Origin of the sequence: Shimia sp. R9_1 (assembly GCF_017743775.1) — a bacterium.
Taxonomy (GTDB): Bacteria; Pseudomonadota; Alphaproteobacteria; order Rhodobacterales; family Rhodobacteraceae; genus Shimia.
Genome location: NZ_JAGHRN010000001.1, coordinates 1,172,143 through 1,193,722, shown reverse-complemented (window position 1 = coordinate 1,193,722; position 21,580 = coordinate 1,172,143). Strand labels below are relative to the sequence as shown.

Genomic DNA, 21,580 nt, shown 5'->3' with positions numbered 1-21,580 from the left:
GAGGTGGAGTATGGCGTATCAGGCGAGAGGACGTGGGCCTTTGTTGGATAGCAACACACAGGCGGCAGTCGAAAAACGTGGTAAAGAGCTGATTGGTATCGTGCTGTTGGGCCTGGCGATTATGTCGGCCGCCATGATCCTGTCCTACTCCCCATCCGATCCCAGCTGGCTGTCCGTCACCGATGCACCGGTGCAGAATATGCTGGGGCGATTTGGGGCTTCGATCGCTGCACCACTGTTTATTATTGTCGGCTGGGGCAGTCTTGGTCTCGCTTTGATTTTTGGCGCGTGGGGGTTCCGCTTTGCCTTTCACGCTGGCGAAGAGCGCGTGCAGAGCCGTATTATCTTTGCGCCGATTATGCTGGCATTGGGCGCAATTTACGCCTCGACCCTGACACCTGGCTCGGACTGGATTCACGCATTTGGCCTTGGCGGCCTGTTTGGCGACACGGTCATGGGCGCCCTGCTGACCATTTTGCCGATCGGGGCCCAGTCGGGTGTGAAATTCATGTCGCTGCTGACCGGGATTGCCTTTGTGGCTGTAACGGGCTTCGTGCTTGGTTTCACCAAACTGGAACTCAGCCGTTTGGCGCAAGGGCTCGTTGTTGGTTTGGTGCTGGCCTATGATGCATTGATGCGGTTGCTGGGGCGCGGGGCAACCGGTGCGGTGCAAGCTGCGAAGGCCGCGCAAGAGCGTCGGAATGAACGCCGTGAGCTTGCGGCTCAGAATGACCACATGGCTGCTGAAGCTGGATGGCAAGACGATGTTCTTGAGGATGCTGACGATTTCCAAGACGCAGTGGTTGAGGCAAAACCAAAGCCCCGACTGCGCATTCCAGGGTTGATCAAGCGCGCAGAGCCGACGCCTGAGGATTTGCCTGAGCAGGAACTCGTCGAAAATCTCTTTGCCGAAGATTTTGGCGAGCGTCCGGAAGAGGCCCGTATCAGCGCCAAAATTGCCGATGTGATGCGTTCGCGCGCGCGGCGCGGCGTCCCTGTAGCACCACCTGAGTTGCACAAAGACAAACCGTTGACCAAGGGACGTGGCAGAGGCCCGGACCCGCTGTTGTTGGGCGACAATGAACCGACATTGACCGCCGTGCCCGAGCCTGAAGTCGTTGCTGCTCCCTTGGCCGGTCTGCGCGCAGAGCCGCCGCTTTCCATGCAGCAGCCTGCCTCTCATAACCCCGAGCCAAGCGTTGTCGCATCTGAAGCACAGCTGGAAGAGAGCACAGTCGCGGGTTTTGAGATTGTGTCCGACGCCTCAGCAGCCACCCCGGCGCCGGTCGCACCAATCGCCCCGATTCCGGTTGCCGAACCGAAGAAAGTTGTACAGCCGCGCCAGAACAAGGTGGTTCAACCCTCAACCCGGGCGCAGGCAGAAGCACAGCCTTCCTTGGCCTTTGAAGAGGAAAGCTCTCATTACGAATTGCCGCCGCTTGGCCTTCTGGAGAATCCGCTCGATATCAAGCGCCATCATTTGAGTGATGAGGCGTTGGAAGAAAACGCGCGGATGCTGGAAACCGTGTTGGATGACTACGGTGTCAAAGGCGAGATTGTGAGCGTGCGCCCCGGTCCCGTTGTCACCATGTATGAACTTGAGCCGGCACCGGGTCTAAAGGCGAGCCGTGTGATTGGTCTGGCAGATGACATCGCGCGCTCGATGTCTGCGTTGTCTGCGCGTGTGTCGACTGTGCCGGGTCGCAGCGTGATCGGCATCGAATTGCCAAATGAAAACCGGGAAAAGGTGGTGCTGCGCGAGATCCTCGCTGCGCGTGATTTTGGCGACAGCAATATGAAGCTGCCGCTTGCGCTCGGCAAAGACATCGGCGGCGATCCCATTGTCGCCAATCTCGCGAAGATGCCCCACCTGCTGATTGCGGGGACAACCGGTTCGGGTAAGTCGGTTGCGATCAACACCATGATCCTGTCTCTGCTTTATCGTCTGACGCCTGAAGACTGTCGTTTGATCATGATCGACCCGAAGATGTTGGAACTGTCTGTGTATGACGGCATTCCACATCTGCTGTCGCCTGTTGTGACCGACCCGAAGAAAGCCGTTGTGGCTTTGAAGTGGGTCGTTGGCGAGATGGAAGACCGCTACCGCAAGATGTCCAAAATGGGTGTGCGCAACATTGATGGCTACAACAGTCGCGTGAATGATGCGCTCTCCAAGGGCGAGACGTTCAGTCGAACTGTGCAAACAGGGTTTGATGATGAGACCGGCGAACCCGTGTTTGAGACCGAAGAAATCGTGCCGGAAAAGATGCCCTACATCGTGGTCATCGTCGATGAGATGGCGGACCTCATGATGGTGGCGGGCAAGGAGATCGAAGCCTGCATTCAACGTCTGGCACAGATGGCGCGTGCCTCGGGTATTCACCTGATCATGGCCACGCAGCGCCCATCGGTGGACGTGATCACGGGTACGATCAAGGCGAACTTCCCGACGCGGATTTCTTTCCAGGTCACGTCGAAAGTGGACAGCCGCACGATCCTTGGTGAGATGGGGGCTGAACAGCTCCTTGGCATGGGGGACATGCTCTACATGGCTGGTGGTGCGAAAATCACCCGCTGCCATGGTCCGTTTGTGAGCGACGAAGAGGTCGAAGAGATTGTGAACCATCTCAAGAGCTTTGGTCCGCCGGATTACATCGGTGGCGTTGTTGAGGGGCCGGAAGATGGCAAGGCTGACGATATCGATGCTGTGCTCGGGCTTAATACCGGTGGCAACACCAATGGCGAAGATGCGCTCTATGATTCTGCCGTTGCGATCGTCATTCAGGACCGCAAGTGCTCCACTTCCTACATCCAGCGTAAGCTGGCGATTGGCTATAACAAGGCCGCACGACTTGTGGAACAGATGGAAGATGAAGGCCTTGTCAGCCCGGCTAATCACGTTGGCAAGCGTGAGATTCTGGTGCCGGAGCAGTGATTTTCCGCTGAGCGCACGAGAAAGTGTGCTCAGCCTCTGCGCAACCCGATAGGGCGCGCCTATATTGGGTTTATGAAAATGGTTAGATTCACACTTGCAGTGCTTCTCGCTGTGACCACCGCGGCACCGGCGTTTGCCGAAAAGCTCTCCCTGAATGCGTTGAGCACCTATCTAAACGGCTTGAAAACGGCTGAGGCCGCATTTGTTCAGACATCTGATGATGGTTCTGTTCAAACCGGGCGTCTGTTCATTCAGCGGCCGGGTAAAATGCGATTCGAATACGCGCCGCCTCAAAAGGCACTCGTTTTAGCGAGCAACAATGCCGTTGCGATTTTTGATGACCGCGCCAATGGAGCGCCGGAGACCTATCCGCTGCGCCGCACGCCGCTGTCATTGATCTTGGCGAGAAACGTCAATCTGGGAGCTGCCAATATGGTGGTCGGGCACAGCTTTGATGGCACGCATACTGTGGTGACAGCGCAAGATCCTAAGAGCCCGGAAAGCGGCCAGATTCAGCTCAAGTTTTCTGATTCGCCTGTCTCTCTACGAGAATGGGTGATTCTGGATGCCTATGGCTCGCAAACAACGGTGCGGCTGGATGATGTGACAACCGATATGAGTTTTCCGCGCAGCTTGTTTGACATCGACACCGAGAGACGCAACCGAGGTCAATAAGTAGCGTGCCAATCAGGCAATGATGTCAGGCGTAAGCCGGTCTTCGATCCGTGCGATGATGTCTTTCAGGCGCAGTTTTTGCTTCTTAAAGCGCTGAATGGTCAGTTGGTCGCCGGTACCACGGTCGACAAGTGCGTTGATCGCATCATCAAGATCGCGGTGTTCCTGTTTGAAAACTTCCAATTCGACTCGCAAAACATCGTCTGTCTTCATGGACAAATCGGTCGTGGCATTCATTTGGCTGTCCTCAATCTTGGCGAGAGTCATAGAATACTCTCTTTGTGCGCTGCTGAAAAGCGCAGCAACCACGCGGAATTTATGACAGTTGAGATAGTTGGTGACTTGCGGGATGCCAGAGCCTCCCCCATATTTGTTAGGCAGCCGGTTGCCAGAAAGGGATCGGCGCGCAGACGGTCGCTTTGAAAAGGACGTGTCAATGACCAAACTTACTTTGGGGTCCTATCCCCATCTTCTGGGCTTTGAGCAGCTCGAGCGCCTCTTGGAGAGGACGGCAAAGTCCGGTGGCGAAGGTTATCCTCCGTTCAATATTGAGCAGACCTCGGATTACTCCTATCGCATCACACTCGCGGTTGCAGGCTTCCGGGAACAGGATCTGAGCATCACCGTTGAAGACCGTCAGCTCGTGGTTCGCGGGCGGCAGGCAGAAGACAGCGGCGAGCGTGTTTTTCTGCATCGGGGCATCGCAGCGCGGCAGTTTCAGCGCAGCTTCGTACTCGCGGATGGAGTGGAGGTAGGTGAAGCCATTATGGAGAACGGTCTGCTGCATGTAGACCTGACCCAGGCGCGTCCTGAGACGATTGTTCAAACCATCCAGATCAAGAAAGGATAAGATTATGCAGGCAGAATTTGACACCCAGTCACTGGATGATCGCGTTGTCTATGTTCGGGAGGTTTTGGTTGCGGAGTTGCCCGAAGAGGTTCAGGAGCAAGCTGAAGGTGCGGAAACACTCTTTGCTGTGCACACCACCGACGGCGAACGCCTCGCGCTTGTGAAAGAGCGTAATCTCGCGTTTATCTTGGCGCGGCAGCACAATTACTCACCGGTAACCGTGCACTGACAAAAACCATTCGCGATGAAATCGGCGCGCCTTCGGGCGCGCTTTTGTTTTATGGCAACTCGTAAGCTGTGGTCTGCCCCGCCCAGCCACCGACATTGTCCCTGGCGCGCAGGTAGACAGTGGTTGTTCCTTCAGGTATGGCCACAGAGTTAAGGCTGCGGGTAAAAGGCTGCTCATTCACATGGGGATGGAGCAATTCACGGGTCCCTAAAATAGAGCCGTCAGAAAGCTCTACGCGCCAGCCATCTGCATAATCGTCCCAGCCGGTGTCAGGATGTAGGATGGTGACATCAAAGCGCCAGCCGTTTGTGCTTGAGTTTGCTTTGATGCCTGTAATCTGCGGTGAATCAGCAAGTGCGCTGCTCGCCAAAAAAAAGCTCAGGAATAAAATCAAATGTCTCATGGGGACAAAGTACCATGAGCGCTCTGAACTGTCTTGCAAATGAAAAGCCCGGGCGGCTGCCCGGGCTTCACGATTTCGTTTGTAGTGGCTTTGCTTAGCCTTTGGAGAAGTCCGGATAGGCTTCCATGCCCAGTTCAGACATGTCCAGACCGTTGATCTCGTCTTCCTCAGAGACCCGGATGCCCATCACGGCTTTCAGGATGACCCAGAGGATCAGGGAAGCTACGAAGGTGAACACACCGTAGGCAACGATACCGGTCAGCTGTGCGCCGATGGTTGCGGAGCCGGAGAAGGCCACTGCGATGGTGCCCCAGATGCCTGCGAAGAGGTGAACCGGGATCGCACCAACAACGTCGTCGATCTTCAGCTTGTCCAGCAGCGGAACCGTGATTACCACGATCACGCCACCCACTGCGCCGATCACCAAAGAGCCTGCGAGAGAAGGTGCGAGAGGTTCTGCAGTGATGGAAACGAGGCCTGCCAGTGCGCCGTTCAGGATCATGGTCAGGTCAGGTTTCTTGTAGAGGATCTGCGTCAGGATCAGTGCGGCAACTGCGCCAGCTGCTGCGGCCATATTGGTGTTGGCAAAGATGCGCGATACGTCGGTGACATCACCCACAGTGCCCATCGCCAGCTGAGAGCCGCCGTTGAAGCCGAACCAGCCGAGCCACAGGATGAATGTGCCCAGAGTTGCCAGAGCAAGGTTGGAGCCCGGCATAGGAACGGTGCGGCCGTCTTTGTATTTGCCGATACGTGGGCCAAGTACGATGGCACCGGCGAGAGCAGCCCAGCCGCCCACGGAGTGCACAATGGTGGAGCCTGCGAAGTCGGAGAAGCCGAGTTCAGACAACCAGCCGCCGCCCCACTGCCAGGAGCCGGAGATCGGGTACAGGATGCCGGTCAGGACAACCACGAATGCGAGGAACGGCCACAGTTTGATACGTTCTGCCAGCGCACCGGAAACGATGGATGCGGTTGCAGCAACGAACATCAACTGGAAGAAGAAGTCAGAGCCAACGGACGCGTAGTCCAGCGCTGCATCGGCGGCGTCGAGGCCAACTGGTTCCAGAGACGTTGGAACAAAGTTGAACGCGAAGTAGCCGTTGAAGTCGCCAGGGTACATCAGGTTGAAGCCAACCAGCCAGTACATGATGGCGGCGATCGAAAAGAGCGCCATGTTTTTGGTCAACTGCATGGTCACGTTCTTGGAGCGAACGAGGCCTGCCTCAAGCATCGCAAAACCGGCTGCCATCCAGAAAACAAGGAAACCACCCACCAAGAACAGCAGGGTGGTCATGATGTATGGGCCAATTTCGTCAAAGCCCGGAGCCGCAGCGGCTTCCTGAGCAAAGCTCAGAGTCGGAAGCGCTGTCAGCGCACCGGTCAGAGCAATTTTCGTCAGAGTTTTCATGCGTGTATTCCTTCCTTGCGACGCCTTAGATGGCGTCTGCATCCGTTTCGCCGGTGCGCACGCGGATTGCTTGCTGCACGTCCAATACAAAGATTTTGCCGTCGCCAATTTTGCCGGTCTGGGCGGTCTTAGTGATGGTTTCGACAACTTGGTCTGCCATGTTGGCTGCGACCACGAGCTCGAGTTTGACTTTCGGCACAAAGTTCACAGCGTATTCAGCGCCGCGATAAATTTCAGTGTGTCCGGATTGGGAGCCGAAGCCCTTGATTTCAGTGACCATCATGCCGCGCACGCCGATGTCGGTCAGCGCCTCGCGGACCTCCTCAAGCTTGAACGGTTTGATCGTTGCGATAATCAGTTTCACCTTGTTCCCCTTTTGGCGATGCGGGGGGCGCCCCGCGAATTTTGCGTCTGCAGAAAACCGCAGCAGAGCGCCGAAAACGAAGTCTGAAGCCGCGTCAATTGGCTAATTTCGAAGGCACATGCTCAAAAAAAGTGCTAACAATAGCTGATGCACAAAAAATGAGCTTAATGATAACTGAATCCGACTGTACTTCGGCCTTACAAGCAGTCAGCAACGGGGTAAAATAGGCGAAAAGCGAACTGAGCAGCTGGGTATCCATGAGTGATTCAAGACGAAAAAAGCCTCCGTTGGTGGCAGAGAAGCGCTACGGTCGCACAGCGCCAAAGTCCGCTCGCAAGTCTGCGAAACCCAAAGCAAAGCCAGCAGCGGCAAAAAAGAAACGCGCCACGGCTCGCAAGCCAGCGCGCAAGCAGAATCCGATTGTCGCGTTTTTCCGCCGGATCTTTGGATGGGTGCTGCGCCTTGTCTGGTCGCTGGTTTGGCGCACAAGCTTTGTGGTCGCTCTGATCGTCTCATTCGCTGTCGGCTATGTGTACCTGACTCTGCCCGATGTTGATGAGCTGCTGGATGGACGGGCGCGAGGGTCTGTCACGCTTCTTGACCGTGACGACAGAGTCTTTGCGTGGCGTGGAGACCAATTTGGTGGTGTTGTGACCGCCGATACGGTTTCCAAGCATCTCAAAAATGCGGTGGTGGCGACGGAGGACAAAAGATTCTACCGCCATTTCGGGATCAGCCCGCGTGGTGTGGCGAGTGCCGTTCGGATCAACCTGCGGGAAGGGCGTGGCCCGCTCTCAGGTCACGGTGGCTCCACACTCACTCAACAGACTGCAAAGCTTCTGTGTCTCGGCGTGGCCTACGATCCCGATGACTGGGAAAGTGAAGCTGCCTACGTGCGGGATTGTCGGCGAGGATCGCTGGGGCGGAAAGCCAAGGAAGCAATCTATGCTATGGCGATGGAGGTCAAATATACCAAAGACGAAATCCTGTCGGTCTATTTGAACCGCGCCTACATGGGGGGCGGTGCTTACGGTGCCGAGGCTGCGGCTCAACGTTATTTCGGCAAGCCCGCCGCGAATTTGACGCCAGCAGAGGGGGCCATGCTTGCGGGTCTGCTGACTGCGCCGTCCTCTTTGGCACCAACTGCCAATCTGCAGCGTTCTCAAGATCGCGCGGCGACTGTCCTGCGGCTCATGAGCGAGCAGGATTATCTGTCGGAAAAAGATACGGCCTTTTATCAAGCGAACCCGGCGACATTGTCAGAGGCTGCCAAGGCGAATGCGGGTGGGTATTTCGCGGATTGGGTCATGGCGTCCGGGCCTGAATTCTTTACTCGTAACACCACGGAAGATGTGATCCTAAAAACCACGTTGGATCCGGTTATTCAGGCTGCTGCTGAAGAAGGGCTTCGCTGGGTTTTTGAGAACAAGGTTCGCGAAGGCTCAAAAGCGCAAGCCGCCATTGTTGTTATGTCGGCTGATGGGGCGGTACGCGCTATGGTAGGTGGTCGCGAGACTCAGGTGTCAGGTGCCTTTAACCGTGCGACGCAAGCGAAGCGTCAAACTGGCAGTGCCTTCAAGCCATTTGTCTATGCCACCGCATTGGAGCGCGGCGCTCATTATGACGACAAGGTTCTGGATGAGCCTTATTGCCAGAATATCCACGGATCAGGTCAGTGGTGTCCAAAGAACTACACCGGCAAATATTATGGAGATGTCTCACTGACCTTTGCTCTGCAGAACTCGTTGAACATTCCGGCGGTGAAAGTGTCAGAGCAGGCGGGGCGCGAAAATGTGCGTACCGTGGCAAGTATGTTTGGCATCGAAAGCGATCTGGCGGCGGGTCCCGCGCTCGCGCTCGGAGCGTCTGAAAGCAGCTTGCTAGAAATGACCGGGGCGTATGCCGGTATCCTCAATGGTGGCTCGTCTGTTACGCCTTACGGGCTGGTCGAGCTGCGGCTGCTTGGGGATGAAAGTTCTTTGATGGGCTCAGGTGGCGGCATTGGCGAGCGTGTGATCTCGGATGCTGCGGCGCGCGAACTTATCTGGATGATGGAGAAGGTGGTGAGCGAGGGCACGGGCGCGCGGGCGCAAATGCCACGCTGGCAGGTGGCAGGTAAAACCGGCACCACGCAAGCCGCACGGGATGCGTGGTTCATTGGCTTTACCAGCGAGTACGTTGCTGGGGTGTGGATGGGCTATGATGACAACACACCTTTGACTGGTGTGACGGGCGGTGGCTTACCAGCTGAAATTTGGCGCGAAGCCATGGTTCGCATTCACGAGGGCGTTGAGCCAAAACCCCTGCCTGCCTTTGTGCCCAAGCCGCAGCCCAAAAAGGTTTGGACACCCGACCGACCTAAGCGTTCCGGCATCGAAGATGTGGTGAATGGCATCCTGAGAGACATTTTCGGCGGCAATTGATATCGCCGCCGTCAAAATTGTCTACATGCTAGAAAGCGGAGATCAGCCAGCTTTGTTCAGGTCGCGAATAAGGCCGTCGATGTTGCCATTGTTGCGGTCCAGCAATGCACCGATTTCCGACTTTTCCGACAGACGCAGGCTGATGCCTTCGATGATCATGTCAAAGAAGCGGTTTTGGCCTGATTTGTCAGACACCAGGAAGTTCACCTCAAAAGGTGCCTGACCGCGCAGGGTGACCTGGGTTTTGACTTCATAGAAGCTTTTTACAGGACGACCGCTGACAACATCCACCTTGCCGCCGACAAACTCATTGAAGCGTTTGCCGTACTTGCGGGCGATATAGCCTTGGAATGCCTTGGTGTAGGATTTCAGCTGGCTATTGCTTGCGCTGCGCGCATCAGGGCCAAGCGCAGAGCGCGCGAGGATGTTCACATCCGCATATTTTACAAAGATCCGCTCGAAATCTTTGATCATTGCGTTCACGGGCTTACCCGAAGAAATCACCTTGTTGATGTCCGCGACGGCCTTCTCGATGAGTGCAGTCGCTTGTGCTTCGTTGGTCGCAAGTGCAGGTCCGGCTGCGGCGCCTGCCACGAGGGACGCGCCAACAAAGGACATAAACGAACGGCGGGACAGCTTAGAAATCGGCATACGGATCCTCATAGGGGTCGAATTCGGGATCGACATAAGTGCTTGCATCACCGTTTCCAAGTTCGAAGCGGCGGTTCTGCAGGTAAAGAATACGTGCTTGGGCGTAGCTGTCGGCACTCTCGTAGAGAATGGAATCGATGGTCTCGTCGTAGTCATAACGGTTGCCCATCACATTCACGACATAGGCGCCTGCACCGATGTATCGCGTGGGCTCGCGTGTCACCACAAAGAAGGGGTCCAAGATGATGTCGACAAGCAGGCCGTAGGCGTCGCGGGTTGTTGAAGGACCAAAGAATGGAAGCTCGGTATAGGCGCCTTCGCCTTTGCCCCAAACATGAAGCGTTTCGCCGAAGTCAGTGTCGTGCCTTTCCATTCCACCGGCGCTGGCGACGTCGATAAACCCGAACAGGCCAAACAATGTGTTCACGGTAAAGCGCGCAAGGTTGGTGGTTGCTTCGCCCACATTGCCTTGCAGGGAGTTGTTGATGAAGTCATTTGGCAGCGACAGATGATCTGCAAAATTCGAGAAGCCTCTGCGCGCAACTGGCGGCACGATCGTGCCATAGCCGGTAGCCGCAGGTGAGAGCAGGACTTTATCGACCGATTTGTTGAAGCCGTGGATACGGCGGTTCGCAGCCTCGTTCGGATCATTGATCCCCGAAGGCGGCTGGCTTGAGGTGCTCGCGCAGGCGCTGACGGTCAAGGCCAACAGGAGGCAAAGCAGATTGCGCTGTTTATTAAGCAAGAATTGTGGCAGGAGGGTCACGTCGTATTCTCTTCTACTCACCAACTATGGCACGTTCACATTTAGATATAGTCTACCTAAGCAGCATAAAGACGAATTGAAACCGCTGTTTTGGTTTCGGCCATATTGGTCGCTTAGGTTGATTCTTTAGCGTTCCATATAGCAAACGAAGATGGACTGCGACCCAAGACTAAGTGACAAGAGTAAAGTTGATGGCATCACCTGCTGTAAAACAAGGCGAAGAAGAACTCAGAAGTGTCCGAAAGCGCAGCCGTGCTCTTTATTGGGCAGTTGGCTTATTCAGCTTCTTTGTGAACCTGCTGATGCTCACCGGCCCCCTGTATATGCTGCAGGTCTACGATCGGGTTCTGGGCAGCGGATCTGAAGAGACGTTGATTGCACTGTCGCTGTTGGTCGCATTTCTTTTCACACTCATGGGCGTGCTTGATTTCGTGCGCGGGCGCGTGATGGCGCGCGTGGGGGCGCGGTTCCAAGAGGATTTGGATCAACGCGTTTTTGATGCCGCAATCCGCCGGTCGACAATCGAAAAGTCGCGTGAATCGCAAACCGCACTTTCAGATTTGGAATCCATTCAACGTCTTCTTACGTCGCCGGTGCTGACAGCGGTTTTTGATATTCCTTGGACGCCTGTGTTTCTGATTGGGATCACGCTTTTCCATCCCTGGCTTGGTATGCTGGCCGTTGTTGGTGGTGGCATCCTGATTATTGCGGCGGTGCTTAATCAGCTTGCCTCACGCAGGCCTCTGCAGCGGGTGAATATGTCAACGCATGTGGCCAATCAGATGTCATCTCAGTTGCAAGCTGAGGCGGAGATGGTCAGTGCGCTGGGGATGCGCGAAGCCGCGTTTCGCCGTTGGCGCAAGGCGCGCAGTGAGTCGTTGCAAGCCACAGTTGCTGCTGCCGATGTCGGCGGTCTGTTTTCCACCAGCACCAAAACGTTCCGTCTTTTTCTGCAGTCTGCGATGCTCGGTCTTGGGGCCTATCTCGCGCTGAAGGGTCTGGTCACGCCAGGGGCCATGATCGCAGGGTCCATTCTATTGGGGCGCGCACTGGCGCCAATTGAAATGGCCGTTAACCAATGGGCGGTTGTGCAGCGTGCCCGTAACGGTTGGCAAAACCTGTCCGTGCTCCTTGGCGAAGTGCCGCCGGAAGCGCCTCGCACAAAACTGCCGGTGCCTGCGGCACGCCTCCGTCTGCAGCAAGTGACTGTGGTGCCTCCGGGTGAGAGCCAGGCGTCTTTGCGTATGATCACATTTGACGTGGCACCGGGCGAGGCTGTCGGAGTTATCGGCTCTTCCGGAGCGGGGAAATCGACTTTGGCGAAAGCGATCACGGGAGTGTGGAAGACCGCCGGTGGTAAGGTACGGCTGGATGGCGCGACGCTTGATCAATATGATCCAACGGACCTTGGGCGCTATATCGGCTATCTGCCACAGCGGGTCGAGCTGTTTGACGGCACAATTGCGGACAACATCGCACGTCTCGCAGAAACGCCTGATCCTGAAAAGGTTGTAGAGGCGGCACAAAAAGCCGACGCGCATGAAATGATCCTGAAATTGCCGGAAGGCTACGACACGCAAGTGGCCTCTCATGGCGGACGTCTTTCGGGGGGGCAAATTCAGCGGATTGGGCTTGCGCGCGCGATGTATGACAATCCTGTGCTCCTTGTTTTGGATGAGCCGAACTCCAATTTGGACAATGAAGGATCCAACGCGCTCAATACCGCGATTCGGAACATGAAAGCTTCGGGCAAGGCGGTCTTGATCATGGCGCACCGTCCTGCGGCTATTCAGGAATGCAACAAACTCTTGGTGTTGGAGCAGGGCGCACGCCGGGCGTTTGGGCCTCGCGACGAGGTGCTCAAAGAAGTTCTGCAGAACTACACTGAGGTTAAAGGCGCAACCACTCCAGGAGGGGTACAATGAATACGAACAACCGTTGGACGGCACGTGCGCCCCTCATTTACGGCGGCATTGCACTTCTGATTTTGGTTGGCGGGTTTGGTGCCTGGGCCGTCGGGTCACAAATTGCGGGGGCGATTGTGGCTTCAGGCCGCGTTGAGGTGGATCGCAACCGGCAGGTGGTTCAGCACATCGACGGTGGTGTAATTACCGAAATCGGGGTCGACGAAGGCGATCAGGTGGAACAAGGGCAATTGCTGCTCAGGCTTGATGAAGCGGATCTCATGTCTGAGCTGATTGTGACTGAAGGTGAACTCTGGGAGATCATGGCGCGCCGTGGACGCCTCGAAGCGGAGCGTGATGACGCCGAAGTTGTGGTGTTTGATGGAGAGCTGATCAAGGCAGGTTCTGAAAATCCCGATGTGTCGGGGTTTATGGACGGCCAAGTGCGTCTTTTCATGGCGCGTTCGGAGTCTTTGGATCGCAATACGGAGCAACTTGGAAAACGCATCGCGCAGATTCAGAGCCAAATCGAAGGCATTGACGCCCAGAGAAATGCGCTCAGCCAGCAGCTTGATTTGATCAGGGCCGAATTGGCGGACCAGCAACAGCTTCTGGAAAAAGGGTTGGCGCAGGCCACACGTGTTCTGGCGCTGCAGCGGGAGGAGGCGTCTCTCGCCGGACAAGTCGGAGAGCTGCTGGCGCAACGCGCGCAGGCCGATGGCCGTATTACGGAAATTGAAATCGAACTGCTCAAGTTGCAGACAACACGCCGGGAAGAAGCGATCGCGACGTTGCGCGATTTGAGATACCGGGAGCTTGAATTGGCCGAGCGTCGGCGCCAACTGAGCCAGAAACTTGACCGCCTCGCCATTCGTGCACCGGTGTCGGGTGTGGTCTATGGGCTTAACGTTTTCACGCTCCAATCGGTGATCAGACCCGCAGACCCCTTGATGTTTATCGTGCCGCAGGATCGCCCGCTGGTGGCGGCTGTGCAGGTTCCCACCATTCACGTCGATCAGGTCTATCCGGGGCAAGAGGTTGCCTTGCGCTTCTCCGCGTTTGATCAGCGTACGACGCCAGAGCTTGAGGGCAGTGTGGTGCGCATTTCACCGGATGCGTTTGAAGACGACCAAACGGGCGAGTCCTACTACGAAGCCGAGATTGAGCTGTCGGAAGGCGAAGTGGAAAAACTGCCATCTGATGTGACGCTGATACCGGGCATGCCCGTGGATGCGTTCTTACGCACAACGGATCGTACACCGCTTGCGTATCTGACGAAGCCGCTCACAGACTATTTCGTGAAAGCCTTCCGCGAAAGCTGACCGGAAAGCTGCTTTCCAAATCAGATTGTTGGGTCTAGCGTCGCGGCACCTTGGCTTTTGGGAGCAACTAAAATGAGCAAGATCGAAGCGAAACTGAGCGAGCTTGGTGTCAATTTGCCGGATGTGGCCGCACCGGCGGCAAACTATGTGCCTTATGTGGTTGTTGGGGACATGGTCTATGTTTCCGGCCAGATTTCCATGAATGAAGATGGGCTCATTCTGGGCAAAGTTGGTGCGGATTTGGATACGCAAGCTGGTGCAGATGCCGCCAAGACTTGTGCAATCAGTCTGCTGGCAGCGCTGAAAGCGGCTTGTGGTGGCGATATCGACCGGCTGGTGCGTGTTGTGAAGCTGGTGGGTTTTGTAAACTCCACACCTGATTTCACAGATCAGCCAAAGGTCATCAACGGGGCCTCGGATTTCCTTGTTGAGGCGCTGGGCGACAAAGGCAGTCATGCCCGTTCCGCGGTGTCCGCTGGTGCGCTTCCGCTGGGCGTTGCGGTGGAAATCGAAGCGATTTTCCAGATCGCGTAAACGGTTTGCTTTTTAATGGCGCGGTGCATGGCAAATGCACTGCGCCATTTTCTTGGTAGGCATTTCGGCGAGCACCACCAAAAAGTGACGTCCGGATGTCCCCTTATTGCGTATTGTGATCAAAGCTGGAACGGAGCGTTGCTCCGCACTAAGTGCTGAGTAGCCTTGGGCATTCGGAGAACGGGCATGGACGGCAAGCAAATTGAGATCGAAGTCCACAATACGCTGCGCGACATTCCCGCTGCCGAGTGGGACGCTTGTGCAGATGCTGACCGGCTGGCAGGTCAGAGGTGTGCCAATCCATTTGTTTCGCATCGGTTTTTATCAGCTTTTGAGGAAAGCGGCTCTGTGGGAGCCGGCACAGGGTGGTACCCGCGCTACCTGACGGTCCGCAGTGATGAGGGATTGGCCGCCGCAGCGCCGATGTATGTCAAAGAGCATTCACAGGGCGAGTATGTCTTTGATCACAATTGGGCGCATGCCTATGAGCAGGCAGGCGGGCGCTACTATCCCAAACTGCAGTCAGCGGTGCCGTTTACGCCGGTCACTGGCCCCCGGTTTCTAGGACGTAAAGACTGGGACGGACGTGCACAAGCGGCGCTCACGCAGGCCATGGTCCAGATCGCGGATGACAACGACCTCAGCAGCGCACATATCACGTTTTGCACGCCTGAAGAGGCAGAGATCGGCAAACAGCTGGGCCTGTCCTATCGCACCGGCCAGCAGTTTCACTGGCTGAATGACGGCTATGACAATTTCGATGATTTCCTTGCCAGGCTGTCATCACGCAAACGCAAGAACATCAAGAAAGAGCGTGCCAAGGCCCAGCAGTTTGGCGGTGAAATTGTCGCGCTAACCGGTGCGGATATCCAGCCTGAGCATTGGGATGCAATGTGGCGCTTTTATCAGGATACAGGCGCCCGCAAGTGGGGCTCGCCCTATCTGACCCGCGCTTTCTTTGACATCATTCACGAGACCATGCGGGAGGATGTGCTTCTCGTATTCGCCATGCGCGGAGGGCAAGCGGTCGCTGGGGCTATGAACTTCATCGGCCGCGACGCGCTTTTCGGCCGCTACTGGGGGTGCGTTGAAGACCACCCCTGCCTGCATTTTGAGTTGTGTTATTATCAGGCAATGGACTGGGCCATTTCAAACGGCCTGTCTTCGGTTGAGGCGGGTGCGCAGGGGGAGCACAAACTGGCAAGAGGTTACTTGCCGGTTACTACTCACTCGCTGCATTGGATAAGAGAAGCGGGGTTTCGGGAGGCTGTGGACAAATTTCTGGAGGCTGAACGTCGGGCCGTGTCGCAAGACGTTGAAGTGCTGACGGCTTGGGGGCCGTTTAAGAAGACATCGGAGGAGGACCATCAATGACAGAGCGACTAAGCGAAGCTGCGAGAGACGCCGTATTAGAGCCGCTTCTCGAAAACGGCTGGACCCTAGATGCGGAGCGGGATGCGCTCCAGAAATCATTCAAGTTCGACAATTTTGTCGAGGCATTTGGCTGGATGACACGCGCCGCGATCTGGGCGGAGAAATGGAACCATCACCCTGAGTGGTTCAATGTCTACAACCGTGTGGAAGTGGTGCTCACGACCCATGATGTCGGTGGGATTTCGGCGTTGGATGCCAAGCTCGCACGGAAGATGGATTCGCTTTAAAGTGTGGCGGCCCAATCTGAATTCCGGAAGGGCCGCCAGATCTGGTTGGCTTAGAGGGCCGACAGCATGGTTTCGCCGGCGCTGACCTCGCAAACACCTGGCGACTCTTCAACGTTCAGCACTTTCACCACGCCATCTTCCAACAGTGCGGCGTAACGCTTGGAGCGGTTCACAAAGCCGATCTCTGGGACGGAGAACTCCAGCCCCATCGCCACGGTCAAAGCGCCGCTTGGATCGGCTAGCAATGTCACGCCTGCTTCGGCGGCCTGAGTGTTCTTGTCCCACGCGTCCATTACGAACGGGTCGTTCACCGACAAGCAGATCACTTCCTCAACGCCCTTTTCTTTGAACGCATCCATGTTGCGCATGAAGCTTGGCAGATGAGCTGAAGAACAGGTGCCTGTAAAGGCGCCGGGCAGACCAAACAGAATAACTTTGCGCCCTTTGGTCAGGCTCTCAACGCTGACGGGTTCCGGGCCTTCTGCCCCAACCTTCATCAGTGTGCCCTCTGGGATGTTATCACCTACAGAAATTGTCATTGATTATACTCTTCGTTGCGTTTCCCTGAAATGCGGATATAGGCTTCGATGCGATTGACGCAATGGCCGCAAGGGGAGTGTAACGTGACGCACGTTGTTGTGATAGGCGCTGGTCAGGCCGGTGCGGCCTGTGTGGCGAAACTGCGCGCACTTGGTTTTGATGGGCAAATCACGCTCATAGGAGCGGAAAATGTGCTTCCGTATCAGCGGCCTCCGCTTTCCAAAAAATATTTGCTCGGTGAAATGACGCTGGAGCGTTTGTTCCTGAGGCCTGAGAGCTTTTATGAAGAGCAGAACATCAATCTGCGTCTTGGTACCCGTGTAACGGCAATCGATACAGGTGCGCGAAAGGTTGTCACAGAGGCGGAAGAGCTGACCTACGACCATCTTGTCCTTGCGACGGGCGCTACGCCAAATAGATTGCCCGCCTCCATTGGTGGCGATCTCGGCGGTGTCTATGTCGTGCGGGATCTGGCAGATGTCGATGCGATGGCGCCGGAATTTGTCGAAAATCGCCGTGTTTTGATCGTTGGTGGTGGCTATATCGGCTTGGAGGCTGCAGCGGTGGCGGCCTCCAAGGGATTGAAAGTGACACTTGTTGAGATGTCAGAGCGCATTCTGCAACGTGTGGCAGCACCGGAAACGTCAGATTACTTCCGCGATCTGCATGCAGCTCATGGTGTTGAGGTTCTGGAAAACGTTGGCCTTAAAGGCTTGCAGGGCGAGGGGCGCGTTGTATCTGCTGAGCTGACGGATGGCACCCAGCTTGATGTGGATTTTGTCATTGTCGGTGTCGGCGTGAAACCGAATACGGTACTGGCGGAAGGCGCGGGTATCGCGCTGGACAATGGCATCAAGACGGACACGCTGGGGCGCACAGATATAGATGCCGTATGGTCAGCGGGGGATTGCGCTTCATTCCCCTACAAAGCAGAGCAAATCCGTCTTGAGAGCGTTCCAAACGCTATTGATCAAGCTGAGGTGGTTGCGGAAAACATCATGGGCGCCGAGAAGCCTTATGTCGCGAAGCCTTGGTTCTGGTCAGATCAATACGATGTCAAGCTGCAGATTGCGGGATTGAACGCCGGCTATGATCACGTGGTGACGCGCGACAATGGTGAGGGTACAAAGTCTTTCTGGTATTATCGGGGTGAGACGCTGCTTGCGGTGGACGCGATGAATGCTGCACGCGACTACATGGTTGGGAAGCGGCTGATTGAAAGTGGCAAGTCTCCGAGTGCGGAGGCCATTGCCGACACGCAGATTGCGATCAAAGATTTGATGCGCTTGTGAGGATCATTGCCGGGACATGGCGGGGGACCGCGCTTGCAGCCGTGGGCAAGGGGGATGCAGGCAAGCATCTGCGCCCCACCACGGACCGCGTGCGTGAAAGCCTTTTCAATGTGCTGATGGGTGGCAAGTTCGGCGACCCGATCACCGGCGCGCGGGTGCTTGATCTGTTTGCGGGCACGGGTGCTCTTGGTTTGGAAGCGTTGTCTCGCGGGGCGGAGCATGTGACCCTTGTGGATGATGGGCGCGTCGCCGGCCAACTTATCAAGAGTAATATCCAAAGGCTCAACGCCAAGGCAAATGCACGCCTCGTGAAAATGGATGCGACGCGGCTGCGTGCCAATGAGGCGGCACCCTGTGAACTGGTGTTTCTGGATCCACCATATGGAAAGGCGCTCGGACAAAAGTCGCTGACTGAGGCGGTCAAACATGGTTGGCTGGCTAAGGATGCGCTGATTGTGTGGGAAGAAAACGCACCACAGCTTGCACTCGAGGGCTTTGAGTTGCTGGATGCGCGAAAATACGGCGATACGCATGTCACCATGCTGCGCTGGGCCGGGCGATCGTAAGCGCGGACTTCGCGGGCGGAGCGCCAATCTTGGGGTAGGCGGCAAACCCCAACAAATCCTGCCGTTGCTATAGACAGCCTCTCCCATCCCTGTTACATCGCGCCAGTCGTGTGGCCTCAGATTCGTTCTGGGGCTGCACCCTTTTTGAACCGGGGACCTTCGGGGCCCTATAAATTTGGCCACCTTCGGGGGGCTTTAACATAGCCGGACCAAAGACAAGAACCTAAGGTCTGGCGCGCTATACGGAAGACAGAAAGCATGGCACTCAAGTCGTACAAGCCGACGACGCCGGGCCAGCGTGGGCTGGTGCTGATCGACCGTTCGGAGCTTTGGAAAGGACGTCCTGTCAAAGCCCTCACTGAGGGTCTGACAAAATCGGGCGGCCGGAACAACACCGGACGGATCACCTCGCGTCGTCGTGGTGGTGGGGCGAAACGCCTTTACCGGATCGTTGACTTCAAACGGAACAAATTTGATGTAGCGGCAACCGTTGAGCGGATCGAATACGACCCGAACCGGACCGCGTTCATCGCATTGGTCAAATATGACGACGGCGAGCAGGCATATATCCTCGCGCCTCAGCGTCTGGCAGTTGGCGACAAAGTTGTCGCGTCTGCAAAGGCCGACATCAAGCCGGGCAACGCAATGCCGTTCTCGGGCATGCCGATCGGTACGATCGTTCACAACATCGAACTGAAACCAGGCAAAGGCGGCCAGATCGCCCGTGCAGCTGGTACCTATGCTCAGTTTGTTGGTCGTGACGGTGGTTACGCTCAGATCCGCCTGTCCTCTGGCGAACTGCGCCTCGTACGTCAGGAATGCATGGCCACCGTTGGTGCCGTGTCCAACCCTGACAACTCCAACCAGAACTTCGGTAAAGCCGGCCGTATGCGCCACAAAGGCAAGCGTCCGAGCGTTCGTGGTGTGGTCATGAACCCGATCGATCACCCTCACGGTGGTGGTGAAGGTCGTACCTCCGGTGGTCGTCACCCAGTGACACCATGGGGTAAGCCGACCAAGGGTGCGCGTACCCGCAACAAAAACAAAGCGTCGCAAAAGCTTATCATCCGCTCGCGTCACGCCAAGAAGAAGGGGCGTTAATAGATGTCTCGCTCTGTATGGAAAGGCCCTTTTGTGGATGCTTACGTGCTTAAGAAAGCCGAAGCAGTTCGCGAATCCGGTCGTAATGAAGTGATCAAGATTTGGTCCCGTCGTTCCACCATCCTGCCCCAGTTCGTGGGCCTGACTTTTGGTGTGTACAACGGCAAAAAGCACGTTCCTGTGCTGGTAACCGAAGACATGATCGGTCAGAAATTCGGTGAATATTCGCCTACCCGTACCTACTACGGGCACGCGGCCGACAAAAAAGCGAAACGGAAGTAAGTCATGGGCAAGGCAAAGAACCCCCGCCGCGTGGCTGAAAACGAAGCAATGGCGAAAACTCGCATGCTTCGCACCAGCCCGCAGAAACTGAACCTGGTGGCCGGCATGATCCGCGGCAAGAAAGTTGAGAAGGCTCTGACCGACCTGACTTTCTCCAACAAGCGTATCGCGCAGGACGTGAAGAAATGCCTTCAGTCCGCGATTGCCAACGCCGAGAACAACCACAACCTGGACGTCGACAGCCTGATCGTTGCCGAAGCCTATGTGGGCAAGAACCTGACCATGAAACGCGGTCGTCCGCGCGCCCGTGGTCGTTTCGGCAAGATCATCAAGCCGTTCTCTGAGCTCACCATCAAGGTGCGTCAAGTTGAGGAGCAAGCCTAATGGGTAACAAAGTCAATCCGATTGGCATGCGCCTTCAGGTGAACCGCACCTGGGACAGCCGCTGGTATGCTGACACCAAGGACTACGGTGATCTTCTTCTGGAAGACCTCAAGATCCGTGAGTTCATCAAGAAAGAGTGCAAGCAAGCTGGTGTTGCACGTGTGATCATCGAGCGTCCGCACAAAAAGTGCCGCGTGACCGTTCACACCGCACGTCCTGGCGTGATCATCGGTAAAAAAGGCGCAGACATCGAGACTCTTCGCAAGAAGATCGCAACGATGACTGACTCCGAGCTGCACCTCAACATCGTTGAAGTGCGTAAGCCGGAACTCGACGCTCAGCTGGTTGGCGAGTCCATCGCTCAGCAGCTGGAACGCCGTGTGTCTTTCCGTCGCGCGATGAAGCGTGCCGTTCAGAACGCAATGCGCATGGGCGCCCTGGGTATCCGGGTGAACGTCGCAGGTCGTCTGGGTGGTGCCGAAATCGCACGTACCGAATGGTACCGCGAAGGCCGTGTGCCTCTGCACACCCTGCGTGCTGACATCGATTACGCACATGTGGAAGCGACCACCGCTTACGGGATCATTGGTATCAAAACCTGGATCTTCAAAGGCGAGATCATGGAGCACGATCCACAGGCGCGTGACCGCCGTGCACAAGAAGTCCAGGATGGCCCTGCACCACGTGGTGCCGGTGGTCGTCGCTAAGGGAGACTGATCAATGCTTCAACCAAAGCGTACTAAATTCCGCAAGATGCACAAAGGCCGCATCAAAGGCGAAGCCAAGGGTGGCTCCACCCTGAACTTCGGCTCTTTCGGCCTGAAGGCAACCACACCGGAACGCGTGACCGCTCGCCAGATCGAGGCAGCACGTCGTGCAATGACCCGTCACATGAAACGTCAGGGCCGTGTTTGGATCCGTATCTTCCCAGACACCCCAGTGACCTCGAAGCCTACCGAAGTCCGTATGGGTAAAGGTAAAGGTTCCGTGGACTATTGGGCCTGCAAAGTGAAGCCGGGCCGCGTGATGTTCGAAATCGACGGTGTTGACGAAGACATCGCACGTGAGGCTCTGCGCCTTGCCGCGATGAAACTTCCTGTCAAAACCCGCGTCGTCGTTCGCGAAGACTGGTAAGAGGGTGGTGAGCGACGCTCACCATCTTCAGAGAATTGACCCCTCGCTGGAAACAGCGGGGGGTTTCTTTTTGAGGCATGAAGGATTTTGCGCGACGTCTAACCGCAAAGTGGCTCATAGTTTGTCTTAGAAAAACCGGCTCTGCATGTATTC

General features: G+C 56.2%; 24 protein-coding genes. 17 read left to right on the top strand and 7 right to left on the bottom strand.

The window, feature by feature from the left end; translation table 11 throughout:
- The first annotated feature begins 10 nt into the window (after window positions 1–10).
- Window positions 11–2,935 (top strand): DNA translocase FtsK, encoded by a 2,925-nt coding sequence (locus J7399_RS05775; protein WP_209084584.1) that lies wholly within the window; start codon window positions 11–13, stop codon window positions 2,933–2,935.
- Window positions 2,936–3,013: 78 nt separating this feature from the next.
- A complete protein-coding gene (locus tag J7399_RS05770) occupies window positions 3,014–3,610 on the top strand; it encodes an outer membrane lipoprotein carrier protein LolA (protein WP_209084583.1) in 597 nt (198 codons plus the stop codon).
- A gap of 12 nt (window positions 3,611–3,622) precedes the next feature.
- Here the strand turns inward: J7399_RS05770 and J7399_RS05765 are convergent, their stop codons facing one another.
- Window positions 3,623–3,847, bottom strand: a complete 225-nt coding sequence (locus J7399_RS05765; protein WP_209065011.1) for a DUF465 domain-containing protein — start codon at window positions 3,845–3,847, stop codon at window positions 3,623–3,625.
- A gap of 199 nt (window positions 3,848–4,046) precedes the next feature.
- On the opposite strand from J7399_RS05765, the gene J7399_RS05760 reads away from it, so the two are divergent.
- Complete coding sequence (locus J7399_RS05760) at window positions 4,047–4,460, top strand: Hsp20 family protein (protein ID WP_209064786.1); 414 nt, start codon at window positions 4,047–4,049, stop codon at window positions 4,458–4,460.
- Window positions 4,461–4,464: 4 nt separating this feature from the next.
- Entirely contained in the window at window positions 4,465–4,689 is a 225-nt protein-coding gene (locus J7399_RS05755) for a DUF1150 family protein (protein ID WP_209064788.1), read from the top strand.
- 49 nt (window positions 4,690–4,738) lie between these two features.
- Here the strand turns inward: J7399_RS05755 and J7399_RS05750 are convergent, their stop codons facing one another.
- The 3 genes from J7399_RS05750 to J7399_RS05740 form a co-directional block, all read right to left on the bottom strand.
- Window positions 4,739–5,092 (bottom strand): hypothetical protein, encoded by a 354-nt coding sequence (locus tag J7399_RS05750; RefSeq protein ID WP_209084581.1) that lies wholly within the window; start codon window positions 5,090–5,092, stop codon window positions 4,739–4,741.
- A 94-nt stretch (window positions 5,093–5,186) separates the two neighbouring features.
- Entirely contained in the window at window positions 5,187–6,503 is a 1,317-nt protein-coding gene (gene amt / locus J7399_RS05745; RefSeq protein WP_209064792.1) for an ammonium transporter, read from the bottom strand.
- 25 nt (window positions 6,504–6,528) lie between these two features.
- Entirely contained in the window at window positions 6,529–6,867 is a 339-nt protein-coding gene (locus J7399_RS05740; RefSeq protein ID WP_058238401.1) for a P-II family nitrogen regulator, read from the bottom strand.
- A 257-nt stretch (window positions 6,868–7,124) separates the two neighbouring features.
- On the opposite strand from J7399_RS05740, the gene J7399_RS05735 reads away from it, so the two are divergent.
- Window positions 7,125–9,290, top strand: coding sequence for a transglycosylase domain-containing protein (locus J7399_RS05735; RefSeq protein ID WP_209084580.1), 2,166 nt, complete (start codon window positions 7,125–7,127; stop codon window positions 9,288–9,290).
- Window positions 9,291–9,332: 42 nt separating this feature from the next.
- Here J7399_RS05735 and J7399_RS05730 read toward each other — a convergent pair whose 3' ends face one another.
- Both J7399_RS05730 and J7399_RS05725 read right to left on the bottom strand, forming a co-directional pair.
- A complete protein-coding gene (locus J7399_RS05730) occupies window positions 9,333–9,941 on the bottom strand; it encodes an ABC transporter substrate-binding protein (RefSeq protein WP_209084578.1) in 609 nt (202 codons plus the stop codon).
- Window positions 9,928–10,707 (bottom strand): VacJ family lipoprotein, encoded by a 780-nt coding sequence (locus J7399_RS05725; protein ID WP_348539433.1) that lies wholly within the window; start codon window positions 10,705–10,707, stop codon window positions 9,928–9,930. Before J7399_RS05725 ends, J7399_RS05730 begins: the two co-directional genes overlap by 14 nt.
- A gap of 191 nt (window positions 10,708–10,898) precedes the next feature.
- On the opposite strand from J7399_RS05725, the gene J7399_RS05720 reads away from it, so the two are divergent.
- From J7399_RS05720 to J7399_RS05700, 5 genes are all read left to right on the top strand, one after another.
- On the top strand, window positions 10,899–12,632 hold the full coding sequence (locus tag J7399_RS05720; protein ID WP_209084576.1) for a type I secretion system permease/ATPase: 1,734 nt from the start codon (window positions 10,899–10,901) through the stop codon (window positions 12,630–12,632).
- Window positions 12,629–13,933 carry an HlyD family type I secretion periplasmic adaptor subunit gene (locus J7399_RS05715; protein WP_209084574.1) on the top strand — a complete coding sequence of 435 codons (1,305 nt, stop codon included), beginning with the start codon at window positions 12,629–12,631 and terminating at the stop codon, window positions 13,931–13,933. Before J7399_RS05720 ends, J7399_RS05715 begins: the two co-directional genes overlap by 4 nt.
- 72 nt (window positions 13,934–14,005) lie before the next feature.
- Window positions 14,006–14,467, top strand: a complete 462-nt coding sequence (locus J7399_RS05710; protein ID WP_209084573.1) for a RidA family protein — start codon at window positions 14,006–14,008, stop codon at window positions 14,465–14,467.
- 186 nt (window positions 14,468–14,653) lie between these two features.
- The gene (locus J7399_RS05705) at window positions 14,654–15,841 is read left to right on the top strand and encodes a GNAT family N-acetyltransferase (RefSeq protein WP_209084572.1); all 1,188 of its coding nucleotides are present in this window, start codon (window positions 14,654–14,656) and stop codon (window positions 15,839–15,841) included.
- Window positions 15,838–16,128, top strand: coding sequence for a 4a-hydroxytetrahydrobiopterin dehydratase (locus tag J7399_RS05700; RefSeq protein WP_209084571.1), 291 nt, complete (start codon window positions 15,838–15,840; stop codon window positions 16,126–16,128). The genes J7399_RS05705 and J7399_RS05700 overlap by 4 nt, the downstream gene beginning before the upstream one ends.
- A 50-nt stretch (window positions 16,129–16,178) precedes the next feature.
- On the opposite strand, the gene J7399_RS05695 is transcribed toward J7399_RS05700, so the two are convergent.
- Window positions 16,179–16,667 carry a peroxiredoxin gene (locus J7399_RS05695; RefSeq protein WP_209064807.1) on the bottom strand — a complete coding sequence of 163 codons (489 nt, stop codon included), beginning with the start codon at window positions 16,665–16,667 and terminating at the stop codon, window positions 16,179–16,181.
- 84 nt (window positions 16,668–16,751) lie between these two features.
- Here J7399_RS05695 and J7399_RS05690 point away from each other — a divergent pair, with 84 nt between their 5' ends.
- From J7399_RS05690 to rplP, 7 genes are all read left to right on the top strand, one after another.
- The gene (locus J7399_RS05690; RefSeq protein ID WP_209084570.1) at window positions 16,752–17,960 is read left to right on the top strand and encodes an FAD-dependent oxidoreductase; all 1,209 of its coding nucleotides are present in this window, start codon (window positions 16,752–16,754) and stop codon (window positions 17,958–17,960) included.
- Window positions 17,957–18,526: a 16S rRNA (guanine(966)-N(2))-methyltransferase RsmD gene (gene rsmD, locus J7399_RS05685; protein ID WP_209084569.1), complete on the top strand. Its 570-nt coding sequence runs from the start codon at window positions 17,957–17,959 to the stop codon at window positions 18,524–18,526. Before J7399_RS05690 ends, rsmD begins: the two co-directional genes overlap by 4 nt.
- Window positions 18,527–18,784: 258 nt before the next feature.
- A complete protein-coding gene (rplB, locus tag J7399_RS05680) occupies window positions 18,785–19,627 on the top strand; it encodes a 50S ribosomal protein L2 (RefSeq protein WP_209084568.1) in 843 nt (280 codons plus the stop codon).
- Window positions 19,628–19,630: 3 nt separating this feature from the next.
- Window positions 19,631–19,909 carry a 30S ribosomal protein S19 gene (gene rpsS, locus J7399_RS05675; RefSeq protein WP_209064814.1) on the top strand — a complete coding sequence of 93 codons (279 nt, stop codon included), beginning with the start codon at window positions 19,631–19,633 and terminating at the stop codon, window positions 19,907–19,909.
- Window positions 19,910–19,912: 3 nt separating this feature from the next.
- The gene (gene rplV / locus J7399_RS05670) at window positions 19,913–20,293 is read left to right on the top strand and encodes a 50S ribosomal protein L22 (RefSeq protein ID WP_209064816.1); all 381 of its coding nucleotides are present in this window, start codon (window positions 19,913–19,915) and stop codon (window positions 20,291–20,293) included.
- On the top strand, window positions 20,293–21,000 hold the full coding sequence (gene rpsC / locus J7399_RS05665; protein ID WP_209064818.1) for a 30S ribosomal protein S3: 708 nt from the start codon (window positions 20,293–20,295) through the stop codon (window positions 20,998–21,000). Before rplV ends, rpsC begins: the two co-directional genes overlap by 1 nt.
- Before the next feature lie 13 nt (window positions 21,001–21,013).
- Window positions 21,014–21,427, top strand: a complete 414-nt coding sequence (gene rplP, locus J7399_RS05660) for a 50S ribosomal protein L16 (RefSeq protein ID WP_209064820.1) — start codon at window positions 21,014–21,016, stop codon at window positions 21,425–21,427.
- The last annotated feature ends 153 nt before the right edge of the window (window positions 21,428–21,580 follow it).